A 15,725-nucleotide genomic window follows, 5' to 3' on the forward strand; every position below is an offset into this window, starting at 1 on the left:
CGGCATTTTTTTACATTTTCATTCAAAAACCATCGATTTCTCGCTTTGTCTACTGCTTTTTGAGGATAAACACAGGTAGAAATACGCAAAAATGCCCATGCATGTGCACAGGCATCCTTGACTGTTCGCAGCTTTCTGAACTGTCTATACTATACCACCGGTCCGCCTGTTTGTCTTGTAAAAATCGATACTCTGCCAGTCATCCCAGGCAGCTTTCGTAAATCTTTACAACATCCTCCGGCTGGAGATGATAATAGGAGCGTGTGGCAATGCCGCTGGTGCGCACCGCTTCTGCGGCCATTTCCTCAAATTTTTCCGGGCCAATGCCGACCTCACGCAGCGTGGACGGCAGGCCAAGCGACTGGAAAAATTCTTCCGTGCGGGCAATGCCCTGTTCTGCCGCCGCGCGGTCGTCCGGTTCGGTGATGCCCCAGACATTTCTCGCATACATCGCAAAACGCGCTTCGGTTCTGTCACACAGGACATAGCGCATCCATGCAGGCGTTACAATGGCAAGACCGACGCCGTGGGTGATGTCGTAATAGGCGCTCAGTTCGTGTTCCATCGCGTGGCATGACCATGCGCCGCCCTTGCCGACTGTCAGCAGATGGTTGAGGCCGATGGTGCTCGACCACATCAGATTGGAACGCGCTTCATAATTGTCCGGCTCTGCCAACGCAATCGGTGCATAATGGATGCAGGTCTTGAGCACGCTCTCACAGAATCGGTCGGTCAGATACGCGCCGTCATATGGTTGAAAATATTGCTCAAACACATGGGACATGATATCCGCCGTGCCTGCCGCCGTCTGTCTTGCGGGAAGCGTATACAAATAAGTCGGGTCACAGACCGACAGGGCCGGATACAGGATATCACCCGCAATTTCCAGCTTTTCATGCGTTTCCTCGTTGCTGATGACTGCGCCGCAGTTCATCTCTGAGCCGGTCGCACAGATAGTGAGGACAACTGCAATCGGCAGTGCCTTTGTCATTTTGCTGCGGTCGATGACCAGATCCCACGGATCGCCGTCGTAATATGCGCCGCAGGCGATATTCTTGGACGCGTCGATACAGCTGCCGCCGCCGACTGCCAAAATGACATCAATGCTGTGTTCCCGACACAGCGCCACACCCTTGCGGACGGAGGTAATCTTCGGGTTCGGCTCAATGCCGGACAACTCAAAGAGATTGAAGTCCTTCAGCAGCTCCTGAATTGTGTCGTATAAGCCGCTGCGCTTGATGCTGCCGCCGCCGTATACCAGCAGGACATTTTTTCCGTATTTACCGAGCTCCTCCGGCAGGCAGGAAATCTGTCCCTCGCCGAACCGGATATCAGTCGGTACGCAAAATCGAAACGAATTCATTTGTATTCCTCCGTCATTTCAGATACGGCTCATCCCAGAGGTTGAGCACAGTGCCGAGTCCCTTTTCCTTTGCTGCCTGATAGCAGTCATAGCCCCAGGACAGATCTTCCAGCGGCATGCCGCCGATGCTGCACATAACAATCTCATCGTCGGATGTGCGCCCCGGTGTAATACCGTTTACCATATCCGCCAGATCGAGCACATCGCTGCGCTTTGCCTTTCCGCTGTTTACGAGATGGACAAAGTGCATGCCCATGATGCACCACTCACGCTTGTTGCCCAAGTCATCGACCGGGCCGCGTGCGATGAAATTCTTCATGTACTTTTCATACATGCCATAGTTGTCGACAACCATCGTTGTATCGAGAAATTTGTCATATTCCTTTGCAAAAAAGCTGCCCATAGAGAATACAGATGCGCCCTTTTTGAACCAATCCAGCTTGAATTCCTCCATGTCAGTCTTGGTGACGGACATCGCTTCGCTCACGATATCCGCATCGCGGCATGCCTCCTCCAACGAGGAACAGAAGATAATATTCTTGATTTGCGGATATTCCGCACGAATCCAGTCTGCCATACGGTGTGCGGATTTGGAATGGGCCGAACTGCCGCGCAGCTTGACGGTGTCCAGTTTCGGGAGCACCTTCATATAGCACATAAACGCACACTTGTTGATGACGCCGGGGCCGATCAGGGAGATAACCTTGGAATCCTTGCGTGCCAGATAGGACGCCGCCAGCGCAGGCATGGCACCGGTGCGCATGGCGCTCAGCAGGTTTGCAGACATATATGCGACCGGCGCACCGGTATCGACATCTGCCAGCGTGACCATCAGGATGGAGCGCGGCAGGCCGATGCGCAGGTTATGGTTATTAGAACCGTAAAATTTCTGGCCGGCGATGTGGAAACGGCCGCCCAGATAGGCCGGCATCGCCATAAAGCGACGATCCGGGCCATCATCCAGCGGGAAATTCTCAATGTCGGATTTACCCGGGAAATTGACCTGAAGCCCGTGCTCGTCTGCCTTTGGGCCGCCGAGCAGATAGTCCTTTTTTCCGAACAGAGAAATCGTATCGCGCATCGTTTCAATGCATTTTTCGGCATCCAACACGCCGGCTTCGATCATATCTTTTTCATTCAGGTATAAAAAATCTACTTTCAATCTGGTTTCACTCCTGTCCGCTGGATTAAATCTTTGCCTTGAAACGGTCATACCGCAGCGGCGTCAGGTCAACATCCGTCTTTCCGGTCAGCATCAGTTTTGCAAGCTGTTCGCCGACTGCCGGAGAAATGCCAAAGCCGTGTCCGGTGAAGGCACAGGCCAGAACCAGTCCCGGAACCTCCTCGACTGCGCCGAGCACCGGGACGCCGTCAGCAGACTTATCACTCCAGCCCGCCCAGGTGCGAACAATCTTCGCATCTGCCAGATCGGGGAAATACTTCATAATGCCGCGGCAGATACAAGGTGCGGTCTTGCTGCTCGTAACCGGTGTGCCGTTATCCTTGTTAAACGGTTCCAAACCGGAGGAACCACCGAATACAAACGAACCATGCTTGGTCTGATGGCCATAAAAGTCTGCCTCTGCCGTGCCCAGCATCTGGTCAAACATATGCGGCTGCGCTTCAGTGACCAGCGCTTCCAGCAGCGAAGACGTCATGGGAATATCAATGCCGACGGTTCCGGCAAGCTCCCGGCTGTGCAGGCTCGCTGCAAGCAGAACCTGATCGCCTTCGTATACGTTATTTTCCGTGATAACCTGGCGCAGTTTGCCTCGAATTTTCTTCAGGCGAACGGCTTTTTCTCCTGTGATGAAGCGGACACCAAGGCGGCGCGCCATTTTATAAAAGCCAAGTGTCGTAGTCAGCGGGTTTGCATGGCCATCGGTCGGGCACCAGCTCGCAACCGTAACTTCATGGGAGAGATATGGGTTGATCTGACGAACCTCGTCGCCGTCAATCATGCGAACATCCAGGCCACAGGCTCTTGCCTTATCGGCCAGATTGGTCAGAATCTTTGCATGTGTTTCGTTCTTGCCAAGGCGGAGATTTCCGTCCTGATGATATTCACAGTCAACCTCCAACTCCTCAGACAGCGTCGGCCACAGGTTGCGGATGCCGTAAATCGCCAGCGGAAGCTCACGTGGATCGCGTCCGGACTGACGGACGCCGCCGCCATTGCGGCTGGAACCGCCATTGCCGATGTGGTCACTGCCCTCCAGCACAATGACGCTGCTGCCTGCCTTTGCCAGATAATATGCTGTCGCGCAGCCGATGACACCGCCGCCGACAATGATGACATCTGCACAATTACGCATTGTCTTCGACCTCCTCGGATTCATTTGCAAAAACCCGCATTTCAATCGGGCGCATGGGCGCGCGGCTGGTTGCCGGTTCCAGCTCTGCCGGAGAAACCTTCAACTCACGTGCGACAATGCTCTTGACCAGCTTCGCACAGGTCTGACCCTGACACAAACCCATACCGGTACGCAGATAGCGCCGGATCTCAGTCAGTGTCCACATACCATCGTGTACAGCACGGCGAATTTCACCCTGCGTGATCTCCTCACAGCGGCAGATGATGCGGTCATCATCCGGCTTCGGGACAAATGGCCCGATATCACGCGATCTATCATTGATACTGTTCATTTTGCCACCTCATCTGCGCGATAAAAACGCGCCTTCATTGCCATTTCGACCGGAACCTTAATTGTCAGCAGGTTGGTATGGTCAAACGCCGGAGCAGACTTGACGGATACCACCTCTGCTTCACAGCATGCCTTGCCGCTGCGGCTGAGCGCCATGCCCTTGTCCCCTGCCTTCGGCAGCGGAAGGAATTCATACGGCAGTGTAACGGTCGCATAGCCCGGCTCATAGGTTTCATCTACAAGGAAGATCGCCTGACCGGAGCAGGAAGCCACACACATGCCGCAACCAATACAGGTTGCCGTTTCATCTACTGCGGGCAGAGAGGTGATCTTCTCACCGATTTTAATACATTTCTTCGGGCACGCATCCTGACACGGGTTGCACGGGATATTCTGCGAGCACTCCATAACCGGATGGATGCCAACGCGATGCGTGACGCCCGGATACTGCTCGACTTCTTCATCGGTCAGATAACCATGGCGCAGCAGGTTGGTAGAAATCGCAATGCCCTCTTCGGTCTCGGTCAGCACCTTGCCCTTGTTCTTCGGGGCAAACATGCCCTGACGCAGGCCATCCAGCGCATGCATTAAGTTCTGATGCTCGGCATCGCGCTCCGATTCATCCATGTATCCCAGATAGCAGGAGGCGGAAATGCCAGCCATACGACCTTCAATCATCGCGGAGCTGGCTTCCTCAATGCCGGAGACATCGCCTGCAACAAAGACACCCGGCAGCGAGGTCTCGCCGAGATCATTGCACAGCGGAACCTGTCCGCCCCGCTTCGGGTTATCTTCCATCGCACAGCCTGCCATTTTGAGCAGCTGAGACATCGGCGACAAACCGACTGCCAGACAAATGGTATCGACATCGAAATGCTTTTCAGTGCCCGGAATAAACTGGAATGAGCTGTCAACCTCTGCGATGGTGACGCCGGTGACATGGTCTTCGCCCTCCGCCTTGACAATCGTATGCGACAGATAGAACGGCACACCGGTGCGTGCTACCTTTGCCGCATGTACGCCATATCCGCCAATGCGCGGCGCTGCATCAACCAGCGCAACCACATCACAGCCGCACTGCATCAGCTGGAAGCTGACGACCAGGCCGACATTGCCAGAGCCGAGCATCAAGACTTTCTCGCCCGGCTTGACGCCATGCAGATTCATCATGGTCTGTGCGGCGCCTGCGCCGATGACGCCCGGCAATGTCCAGCCGTCGAAGGTGACCATATTTTCCGAAGCGCCGGTTGCGATGATAATCGCATCTGCTTTGTAATGAACAACCTGCTCGCCGATGCGCACGACGATCTCTTTATCCTGATACAGTCCGATGACCGTCGCATTCAGGACAACCCGTACACCAGCCTTCTCTGCTTCCTCCAGCAGTTCCTCGCCAATGCGATAGCCCCGGATCTTTGCGTGATGCTCCTTGGAGCCAAAGAACTTGTGAATCTGCTTGAACAGTTGTCCGCCCGGCTTTGCGTTCTCGTCGAACACGACGACATCCGCGCCGCGCTTTGCCGCTTCAATTGCCGCAGACAAACCAGAAGGGCCTGCACCTACAATGATTAAATCATATCGTTTCATTTGTTTATCCCTCCTGTCCATCCGGCTGAGCGGATACGCCGTACTGTGTCTGAACAGTCATGCCCTCTTCCAGAGGTGTTACGCATGTCCGGATATTCGGCTTCCCATTTACCACCATGACGCAGTCAGTACACCGTCCGATGGCACAAAAAATGCCTCGCGGCTTGTGCTGTTTCTTGGTATATCGGTGAATCATCACGCCGGCAGCCTTCAGTGCGGCTGCAATCGGCTCGCCTTCATATCCCTGCATGGGTTTGCCGTTGTATGTAAATGTTACGATGCGGCCCTTTTCCTGTTTCCCCAGAATTGGGTGCTCTGCAATACGTCCGGCCATAGTAAAACCTCCTAAAATACGCAAAAAAAGCCTGCGCAGTTTGTGCACAGACTTCTTTGGCTGTTCTCTATTTTTTTGAACTGCCTGTATTATACCAGCAGGTCATACGGAATGTCTTGTAAAAAACGATACAACGCGTTCAGGGCCAAAAATCAGCCAACCATCTCGCTCCTTCCACTTCAGACACCAGTCCCATCGCATACAATGTTTCCACTGCGCCCTCATACCTATGGAAGTAGGCTTTCGCGTCCGTCAGATTCTCTTCCTCCACACATCTCGCAGCAATCTGCATATAGAGATGCAGCTGGTCTTCCATTGCGTCCCGCATTTCTTTTGTCAGCATCATTGTTCCCCCTGTCTCTCGCTTTTCATCCACCCTGTTGTAAACTTCATGAAAATTATAACACAGGAAAGATGAAATGGAAAGCGCAGAAGCGACAGGACACAGCGCAGGAGATACGCAGCTCTCCAATGACCCACTTTTGACCCCTGTTTTTGAAATATGTGTGCATGATGTGGCAAACCCGAACGAGAATGAACAAAAATGAACATGCCGATTTTGCAACGCAATTTCCATCCAAACACAAAACAACGCGCAAAAAAGCCTTGAATCTAAATGATTCAAGGCTTTTTAACTGGTGGACACTAACGGTCTCGAACCGCTGACCTTCCGCACGTCAAGCGGATGCTCTACCAACTGAGCTAAGTGTCCATCTCTTTGCTGCGAGAATTATTATATCAGGACTTCCCTGTAATGTCAATAATAAAAATAAAAATTTTTTAAAATTTGTAAAAATAAAATCAAGCCGCCTGAGCAACTCACCCCGGCGGCTTAATATCATCATCCCAGCGATCAACCATACAGCCATTTATTTGTACGTTGTTCCATTGTTCCATAGTTCCTTCATATTGATATCTGCTCCAGTAAAAATTGTTTGCAGCTGCATATATGACTGCCAAGATGTTGTTTTTTTGTTCCGGCGCACCACAGAACAGGATGCGCCGGAGTATAGAATAGATAAAATAGATAGAGTGGGCTAAAACTTGGAAATTACAGATTTGCCTTCATGAATGCTTCGAGTGCAGCAGCAGCTTCTGCTTCCTGCTCACCCTCGGTGGTAATGGTGATGGTCTCTCCGCCCTTGATGCCAAGACCCATCAGGCCAAACATCTTGCGTGCATCTGCGCGCTTGTCGCCCTTAATGACCGTCGTGGTGCACGGGAACTTCTTTGCTTCCTTGACAAACAGGCCAGCCGGACGTGCGTGGAAACCTTCCGGATCGGTTAACGTGTAGGTAAAGCTAGTCATAATCTTTTCTCCTTTTCCGTCGATAAATAAATATATCAGTTAGATCTGTGATGCGACCGTATCATACGCATTGACAATGCGGCCAACCAATTCAGCATCTGTGATGCCGGTGATCTCTTGAATAGCAGCAATCAGTCCGTGCTCCTTGAGCTTGTTCTGCATTTCTGCACTCTGAGCATCGTCCGGGTTGTTGTACTTCAAAGCTGCGCCCATGCCGAGGATCAGATGATCTACTGGCAGGCCATAGCCATACGCGGTCATCATCGGCTTGGTGAGTCGATCTGTCGGGCTCAGCTTGCGCAGCGGCTCACGGCCGACACGGGTCACATCGTCCTTCAGATATGGATTCTTAAAGCGTCCGATGATCTTGTCGATGTAGTGGTAATGTGCCTCTGCATCAAACCCGTGTTTGCGGATCAGGCCGTCGCCGCTCTCCGTCATTGCCGCATGAACGATTTCATAAATCTTCTCGTCAGCAATGGCTTCGTCAATGGTGCTGTAGCCCTTGAGCGTACCCAAGTATGCCGTAATCGCATGACCGGTATTCAGTGTAAACAGCTTGCGTTCAATATAAGCCATCAGATTTTCGGCCAGATTCATACCCGCGATTTCCGGGATTTCACCCTTGAACGATGCCTTTTCCACGTTCCACTCATAGTAGTTTTCTACTACAACGTCGATGAAGTTTTCGCTCTTAACCGGTGGGACAATGCGGTCTACCGAGCAGTCCGGGAAACCGACATATTCGTCCGCATATGCGCGATCCTCTTCGCTCAGTGCGCCGTAAACGGCTTCCTTGAGCTGAGAGCTTGCACGGATTGCATTCTCGCAGGCGATGATGTTCAGCGCCTGCGTGCAGCCCTGTGCCTTACGCTTGGCGATACCCTGTGCGATCGTCGGGGCAATGCGCGGCAGAATAACCAGACCAACTGCGGTAGTTACGAGATCAGCCTCTGCCAGTGCATCAACCATCTCCGGGGTCGTCGAATTGATGCCGCTGATGTCAGTAATCGGGATATCCTGACACGCAACGTCCATGACATGTACGGTGTACTTGCCGTCTGCATTGATCTTATCGATAACCGCCTGGTTTACGTCCGCATAGATGACATGGTAGCCTGCCTGCGAGAGCAGTGCACCGATAAAACCGCGGCCGATATTTCCGGCGCCAAATTGAATGGCTGTTTTCATGATATATTCGCTCCTTTTATCTTAGCTGAAAGTCTTCAAAATCAGATCAACATCGTTCGTCGTCTTAAGCTTCTCCAGCAGATCCTCATCTTCCAGAGCGTTGGAGATGTTTGCGAGCAGATCCAGATGTTCATCGCCGACACCTGCAATACCAAATACGAGCTGTGCCTTTTCGTCGCCGAACGGGACACCTTCCGGATACTGTAGCATAACGATGCCGGACTTCTTTACTTCGCCCTTGGCCTGTGTGGTACCGTGCGGGATGGCAACACCGAGACCCATATATGTGGTAACCAGCTTTTCACGCTCAAGCATTGCATCTACATATGCGTCGCCGACGCAGCCGATTTCCTTCAGCAGTTCACCTGCTGCACGAATTGCTTCTTCCTTGGATACACTCTTCAGGCCGAGCTTTACGCCTTCGCGCAGCATAACGGTCTTGTTGCCGGAAGATTCTTCCTTCTGTTCCGGCTCTGCTACAGCAGTCGCCGTGCCGCCGCTGCCCATATTGGCAATCGAATTGTACAGGCTGTCAAGATTCGGATCAGCCAGGAAGTTGCCGATGGTTACAAGCTGTGCCTGCGGTGCGCTCTTCTTTGCGCGCTCCTGAAGCGTTACCTGGCAAACAACGATGTCGCAGTCAGCCGGTACATTGTCTACGGAAGTGTTGGTGACAGTGATGCCGGTGTTGAGCGGCTTGATGCGGTTGCGGAACTTGGTTGCGCCCATTGCGGACGAGCCCATGCCTGCGTCACATGCAAAGACAATCTTCTTGACAGCGCCGGTGGAAATGGAAGCCGGAGCTGCGGTTCCCTTTGCCTCTGCCTTCATGGAAGCCATCTGATTCTGGGATTCCTCCAGGTTCTTTGCCCCCGCCATCTTGACGATCGGAGATGCAACCAGGAAGGAAACGACAGCTGCAATGCACACGCCGATGATGCTGATAATCATGCCGCCCTTCGGCGTCATAGCCAGGAAGGAAATGATGGAGCCCGGTGCCGGAGGTCCAACCAGGCCTGCGCCGGTGATGCTGAAGAACAGAATCGCACAGACGTTGCCGAGGATCGGAGCGACGATGACAAACGGGTTCATCAGGATATACGGGAAGTAAATCTCATGAATACCGCCGAACAGGTGAATGATGATTGCGCCGGGAGCGGAGTCCTTGGTTGCCTTATCCTTGGAGAACATCCAGTAAGCAAGAAGAACGCCGAGGCCAGGACCAGGGTTGGTCTCCAGCATATACATGATCGACTTGCCAGCGGTAGCTGCCTGCTCCAGGCCGATCGGGGTAAAGATACCATGGTTGATTGCGTTGTTCAGGAACAGCACCTTTGCCGGCTCGATGAAGATTGCAACCAGCGGCAGCAGGCCGTGATTGACAAGGATTTCAACGCCCTTGGACAGGATAACCAGAATGATGCTCATAAACGGGCCGATTGCATAGTAGCCCAGAATTGCCAGAAGCATGCCAAGGATACCGATCGAGAAATTGTTAATCAACATCTCGAAGCCTGCCGGCATATGGCCGTCCATTGCCTGATCAAACTTCTTGATAACCCAGCCTGCGAACGGGCCCATAACCATAGCGCCCATCAGCATCGGGTAATCCGGTGCACCTACGATAACGCCGATGACAGCGATACCGCCCATAACACCGCCGCGGTCGCCGCCGACCATCTTGCCGCCCGTGTAGGCGATCAGAACCGGCAGCAGGTAGTTCAGCATCGGGGTTACAAACTGTGCCAGCTTTTCGTTCGGAATCCAGCCGGCTTCGATGAACAATGCCGTAATGAAGCCCCAGGCAATAAATGCGCCGATATTCGGCATGACCATTCCGCTGAGGAACTTACCAAACCTCTGTACTGCTTGTTTCATTTTCCTCCAACTCCTATTCTCTTCCTCAAATATTGTTTATAATACACGCCCAGGCCTGCTTCGATGGAAGCCCGGCTCCCGTCCCAGTCTCCCGAACGGAGCTGACCTAAGAGTGTCTTATTCTCAACCAAAAGCGAACTGATCGCACCGATCAGATGATGCGCTACCTCATCCTCACTCGCGGTCTCCGGTGCCAGCATGACCAGCGCGCCGAAGATGACGCGCGCCTGCTCATACAGCGGAGGATCCAGTCTGATATAGCCAAACCGTGCATGGTCTATCATATTTGTCTGGCAATGCAGCATCAGGACATGAAACTGCTTGACATAAGTATCTGCAACCTGATCGCGCTCATACAGACCTGCCTCGATATCAGCCGCAGAGCGATCATTGTCCGCAAACAGTGCGCCTGCCTTTGCAATAACCTCTGTGCGCGAATGTGCTTCAGACAGCGTATCAAACCGGAGATTTTCCACCATATTCAGCAATTCTGAGCCGGTGTAGGCGATATGGCGAATATCTTCGCATGTCATCTGCCGGTGTGCCAGTGAGATTGGCTTCCCTCGTTTTTTATCCTGAAGGGCTGCCATGACGCTCTCAATCTGGCGGCGATCCTGTGCCTGCAAAATCGGGCTGACACAAATCCACGGATAATCGGTGGTCAAATTGACTGTAGAAATAATCAGGTCAATTCCCTGCTCACGCAGCTTTTTTGTGTCAATTCGGAACGCTGAGATCGTGCCATGTACATCAATATTGGGAAAGGCCTTTTTGAGCCCGGCCTCGAGGATACGGGATGTGCCGATACCGGTCGGACAGACGACGACAGCTGAAATGGTTTGCAGCTGCTGTAGTTTTTTCTCAAGTGCTGCACCAAAGTGCATCGCCAGAAAAGAAACCTCCGAATCCGGAACCTCGTCCACGCCGACCTCCCGACATAAAATATCGTTGCAGGCGTCGCGGGTTGCCTCCATAATCTCAGGATATTCCTCCTGAATGGAGTCAATCTGTGTGTTTTCAATCTGAATTCCCATAGAGAGCCGACTGATGGTCGGCGCCATATGGTTGCACAGGTCTTCCAGCAGACTGTCACTGTCATGCAGGACCATGCCGATTTGCTGTTCCACCTGTTCCATCAGTTCGGTTGCAAGCTGGCGCAAATTGATGCTGTCAATGTTTCGCCTTACCTGCCGTCCGGTCGGCCAGATTCTTGCCGATGACAGATGCATGGTGATAAATCCGACCTCTCCGCGCGGAATTCTCACATGGAAGGTTTCCTGTAATTGATCGGAAATTTCCTCCGCAACGGAAAATTCGGGGAGCATCATCAGCTTTTGCAGCCGTTCCGGCTCCATCTCGATTTTCTCGTTGTTCTGGATGCGTTTAATCGCCAGTCCGATATGGACAATCAAGCCGACATAGGCGCTGTCAGTATACTGAATATGGAGGCGGCGTGCCGACTCCATCAGGATTTTTTCAACCTTGGACGTCGTGTCATGATCAAGCAGTCCAAACACACGGTTATGTACCGTTACGGACATTCCATCTTCTGTCGGGTCGCCGCACAGCAACTGCATGATCTGACTCTCGTCGATGCTTTCATACACCACATTTGCAATCGCCTGACGATAACTGCGCTCGTCCCCTTCCAGCAGGATACCCAGCCCCGGACGACGGATGAGACGGATCTCATAGCTTTCCAGCCAGTGCCCTACCTCATCGAGATCGCTCGAGAGTGTCCCCTCTGAAATATGGAATTTTGAAGTAAAGTAATAGGATTTTAACGGCTCCTCTGCATATAGCAGCTCGCCGAGAATGCGCCTGCGCCGTTCCTCCTTGGTGTATTCCTTCGGGATGGATTCTACTTCCAGCAGCTCGAGGATCAGCTTCTGATTCTCAACGCTCTCGTCCAGAATCAGGCCAACGCCCGGCTTGCGGATAAAATGAAAATCATTCTGTGTCATCCATTGTTCGATGTGCGGGATCTCGCGCAGAATTGTGCGGGAACTGACGCCCATCATTTCGGAAATCATGGCAACTGTCACCGGGCGGGAGGCAGTGAACTTTGTCAGGATCTGAATGATCGCCTTCTGGCGCGATGTCAGCTGTACATGCTTGTCCTGATCTCCGCAATTTCGTGGGGATGATGACATTTTTGCTGCCCCCTTTCCTCTTACAATTGAAATTTTACCATTAACTTCCTGACAAGTCAACCAATATCTGTGGCATCTTTGTCCGCAAGTATTCATGACACAGCTGTCACTTTGCCTAATTTTGATGGATTATTGCGCGATTTATTGGCAATGTTTCTCTGTATTTTTCCGTTTCTTTTCTTAATTCTTACCAATTACTGACAAAAATGTTTTATTTTTGTCCACAGATAACACACCATCTGCCATGCAAAAACAGTCGTCAAGATTGGTGACAAAATTGCAGAAGTTACGGAATTCCTCCAATTCCTGCCAAAACCGCTGTCTAGACGTCATTTTTTTGTAAAATTATGCAACCTATACGAGGCCCGAAAACATACAGCATATTTTTCTGTATAATATGTAAAACAGTGATACCATCTGAGGTGACCCCTTAAAGTTAGACTTTTTTCGAGACGGCTTTGGCCGTCTCGTCAGCCTGTCGAAGAACCCGGCTGCGCATTAAGTATAATGGTATCATAAATTAAGACACTTTTTCGGACAGATTTTAATGAATCTGATATACTTAAACCAGTATGTAAGAAAGGAGCCATTATCATGTCCAGACAAAGAAGTGTTGTGGTCAAGCTTTTTTGTAACACTTTGACCTGATTTTTACTGCATAGGTTTTACGCCCCGTAGCGTGCCTCGAAAGGCGTTTTGTAATTATTATAAGAATGCGGTCGTTCATGGTTATAATGGACATACGCAAATTCTTCGATGGATGTATATAATTCTTTCTCAGAATGATAGTAATGATGATTTATCAATTCATTCTTGAGAGTGTTGTAATATCGCTCCATAGGGGCATTATCGTATGGATATCCAGCCTTGCTCATACTTTGCGTTATACCAACTGATTCGCAGTATTCTGTGAATTCCTTTGAGGTATACTGGCTTCCCTGATCCGAGTGAAGAATCAGGCAGCTGGGATCTAAGCCCGGCTGGAAATCAATTGCTTTCTGCAGGGTCCTTTTTGCAAGCTCTGCGGTTATGTGTTTGTCGGTAATGCTGGCAATAACGCTTCTGTCATATAGATCAATAATCGTGCAATTATAACGTTTGCTGCCATTCGTTAAAAATAAACAGGTAAAATCAGTGCACCATTTCTGGTTAATGGATTCTGCCTTAAAATCCTGATGGAGCTTATTCTCAAACACTTTATGAGGTGCACCGTATTCATAGTCCGGCTTGCGTTTCCTTACAATTGAGAATAACTGAAGCTCTGTATTCATGTATTTATGGACAGTTATTCGACTGATGTTATATCCTCTGCGAAGGAGATAAGCATGCATGGTTCTGTAACCATCTGTGCCGTTGTGAGAGTGGTATATATTCACAATTTCACGCTTGATTTTGTCCTTATGCTTATGATAATCACATTTTCTGTTTTTCAGAAAATTATAATAAGCATTTGGTAAGATATTCAGTCTTTTCAACAACCAACGGACACCATATTTGTGCCCATACTGCTGAATAAATCGATAAGCCGCTAATCGATTTCCTTCGCAAAGAATGCCGCCGCTTTTTTAGGAAGTCATTTTCCTTCTGAAGTTCTGCCAACTGCTTTTTCAATTGCAGATTCTCCTTCATGTAATCATAATCAGCTTTGGCTTCTTCATTTGTTTGGCATTCTTTGCGGAACTGCTTGATCCAGATAGATATACTTGCCTTGGATACACCATATTCGGCAGCAAGCCCTTTGAGGGTTCTTCCCTCCTCAAGATGAAGACGAACTATCTTCTTCTTGAATTCTGGTTCATAGTGTTTACTCATTTGTGACATACCTCGTTTCCTCCTAAGATTATATCCTATTAGGTCGAGGTGTTACAACTATATTATATCACAACACTCCGCCTTCACCATTTAAATATGCCATAACAACTTTTTTCTTAAATTCGAAGCTATATTTAGCCATAAAAATACCGACCTCCCAATCGTTAGATTTTTAGGTCTAACTTTTGGGGGTCGGTACAATCGGGTGGTATCGCTGTTTTGCGCCCAGTCAGGTTCCCGCCAAAACAGGCGGATCATTCAAATTTGATGCCAGTTTCTCAGCGGTATGCCTTTTCAAAGATTGCCGCACACTCCTCATCAGACAGCGGCACACGATCCGCATGGAACAGTCCGCCCATGGTCGCGCGCGCATTCTGTGCCAGCGTCATGAACTCATCCGGCTGAATGCCGTAGTCTGACATTTTCAGATTGTCTACGCCGCATGCCTTCTGGAGATCGGCCAGAACGGTGAGGAAATCTTCCGGCTTGTCGGCATCCGGCTTGCCGAGCGCCTGTGCCATGCGGATAAACCGGTCATCACAGGCATGCTTGAAGATAAAATGCTCGTAATACGGCAGGGAAATCATAATCAGGCCTGCGCCGTGGGGCAGATCATGGTGATAGGCGCTCATTGCGTGCTCCATGGAATGCTCACTCGTGCAGGCACTCAACGTCATAACGGCACCGGACAAGGTGTTCGCAAACGCAACATGCTCACGTGCTTCCATGTCCGAGCCATCCTGTACCGCGCGCGCCAGATAAGTACCGATATTTTCAATCGCAGTTAGTGCATACATATCACTCATAAGGTTCGCTGTACCGGCAATATAGCACTCCGTGCTGTGGAACAGCGCGTCAAAGCCCTGATAAGCCGTGAACTTCGGCGGAACAGACTTCATCAACTCCGGATCCACGATCGCGGTGCACGGGAACAGGCGGTCATCACCGCCAAAGCCAATCTTTTCGTTGGTTTCCTCGTTGGAAATGACACCGTACTGGTCAACTTCACTGCCAGTGCCTGCCGTGGTCGTGATTGCAACAATCGGCAGCGGATCATTCGGAATACGCTGCCCTTTGCCGGTGCCGCCATATACATAATCCCACAGATCGCCGTCATTGGTCGCCATTGTTGCAATTGCCTTGGAAGCATCCATGACACTGCCGCCGCCAAGTGCAACAATAAAATCGCAGCCATTTTCCTTCGCAAACGCGCCGCCTTCCATAACAGTAGACTTGAGCGGGTTCGCCATAATCTTATCAAATACCACCGATTCAACACCTGCTTTGTCCAGCTCTGCAATGGTGCGGTCAAGTGAACCGTTTGCCCGGGTCGATTTGCCATTTGAAATTACGATCATCGCTTTTTTCCCCGGCATCTTCTGACGGGACAGCTTGTTCAGCATACCGGCGCCGAACACAATTCTGGTTGGTACATACATACGAAAGCTCATCC

The 15,725-nt window shown here is 50.9% G+C and carries 13 protein-coding genes and 1 tRNA gene; all 14 read right to left on the reverse strand.

The genetic code is table 11. The features are described from left to right. Window positions 1-199 precede the first annotated feature (199 nt). Complete coding sequence (locus tag ACLM7Z_RS10995) at window positions 200-1,363, reverse strand: iron-containing alcohol dehydrogenase (RefSeq protein WP_087021316.1); 1,164 nt, start codon at window positions 1,361-1,363, stop codon at window positions 200-202. A 13-nt stretch (window positions 1,364-1,376) separates the two neighbouring features. Further along, window positions 1,377-2,525 (reverse strand): tyramine oxidase subunit B, encoded by a 1,149-nt coding sequence (locus ACLM7Z_RS11000; RefSeq protein WP_242969857.1) that lies wholly within the window; start codon window positions 2,523-2,525, stop codon window positions 1,377-1,379. Window positions 2,526-2,550: 25 nt separating this feature from the next. Beyond that, entirely contained in the window at window positions 2,551-3,678 is a 1,128-nt protein-coding gene (locus ACLM7Z_RS11005; RefSeq protein WP_087021310.1) for an NAD(P)/FAD-dependent oxidoreductase, read from the reverse strand. After that, window positions 3,671-4,009: a (2Fe-2S)-binding protein gene (locus ACLM7Z_RS11010; protein WP_087021307.1), complete on the reverse strand. Its 339-nt coding sequence runs from the start codon at window positions 4,007-4,009 to the stop codon at window positions 3,671-3,673. The genes ACLM7Z_RS11005 and ACLM7Z_RS11010 overlap by 8 nt, the downstream gene beginning before the upstream one ends. Continuing rightward, window positions 4,006-5,595, reverse strand: a complete 1,590-nt coding sequence (locus tag ACLM7Z_RS11015) for an FAD-dependent oxidoreductase (RefSeq protein ID WP_087021304.1) — start codon at window positions 5,593-5,595, stop codon at window positions 4,006-4,008. Before ACLM7Z_RS11015 ends, ACLM7Z_RS11010 begins: the two co-directional genes overlap by 4 nt. 4 nt (window positions 5,596-5,599) lie before the next feature. Beyond that, window positions 5,600-5,929 (reverse strand): (2Fe-2S)-binding protein, encoded by a 330-nt coding sequence (locus ACLM7Z_RS11020; protein ID WP_087021301.1) that lies wholly within the window; start codon window positions 5,927-5,929, stop codon window positions 5,600-5,602. Window positions 5,930-6,068: 139 nt separating this feature from the next. Continuing rightward, window positions 6,069-6,272 (reverse strand): hypothetical protein, encoded by a 204-nt coding sequence (locus ACLM7Z_RS11025; protein WP_087021298.1) that lies wholly within the window; start codon window positions 6,270-6,272, stop codon window positions 6,069-6,071. Between the two features lie 293 nt (window positions 6,273-6,565). Beyond that, window positions 6,566-6,641, reverse strand: a tRNA-Val gene (locus tag ACLM7Z_RS11030). A 339-nt stretch (window positions 6,642-6,980) separates the two neighbouring features. Further along, on the reverse strand, window positions 6,981-7,238 hold the full coding sequence (locus ACLM7Z_RS11035) for an HPr family phosphocarrier protein (protein ID WP_087021295.1): 258 nt from the start codon (window positions 7,236-7,238) through the stop codon (window positions 6,981-6,983). A 39-nt stretch (window positions 7,239-7,277) separates the two neighbouring features. After that, a complete protein-coding gene (locus ACLM7Z_RS11040) occupies window positions 7,278-8,429 on the reverse strand; it encodes a mannitol-1-phosphate 5-dehydrogenase (RefSeq protein WP_273350546.1) in 1,152 nt (383 codons plus the stop codon). A gap of 21 nt (window positions 8,430-8,450) precedes the next feature. Beyond that, window positions 8,451-10,307, reverse strand: coding sequence for a PTS mannitol transporter subunit IICBA (locus ACLM7Z_RS11045; protein WP_273350545.1), 1,857 nt, complete (start codon window positions 10,305-10,307; stop codon window positions 8,451-8,453). Continuing rightward, a complete protein-coding gene (locus ACLM7Z_RS11050; protein ID WP_273350544.1) occupies window positions 10,304-12,460 on the reverse strand; it encodes a BglG family transcription antiterminator in 2,157 nt (718 codons plus the stop codon). Before ACLM7Z_RS11050 ends, ACLM7Z_RS11045 begins: the two co-directional genes overlap by 4 nt. A gap of 665 nt (window positions 12,461-13,125) precedes the next feature. Next, window positions 13,126-14,281 (reverse strand): IS3 family transposase gene (locus tag ACLM7Z_RS11055; protein ID WP_435645023.1). Its coding sequence is split into 2 segments (ribosomal slippage): window positions 13,126-14,020 and window positions 14,019-14,281, totalling 1,158 coding nucleotides; the frame shifts between segments, so codons are not numbered across the junction. A gap of 269 nt (window positions 14,282-14,550) precedes the next feature. Beyond that, a complete protein-coding gene (locus ACLM7Z_RS11060) occupies window positions 14,551-15,723 on the reverse strand; it encodes an iron-containing alcohol dehydrogenase (RefSeq protein ID WP_087021978.1) in 1,173 nt (390 codons plus the stop codon). Between the last annotated feature and the right edge of the window lie 2 nt (window positions 15,724-15,725).

The sequence above is a fragment of the Butyricicoccus porcorum genome (assembly GCF_051246315.1).
In the GTDB taxonomy this organism is placed as follows: domain Bacteria; phylum Bacillota; class Clostridia; order Oscillospirales; family Butyricicoccaceae; genus Butyricicoccus_A; species Butyricicoccus_A porcorum.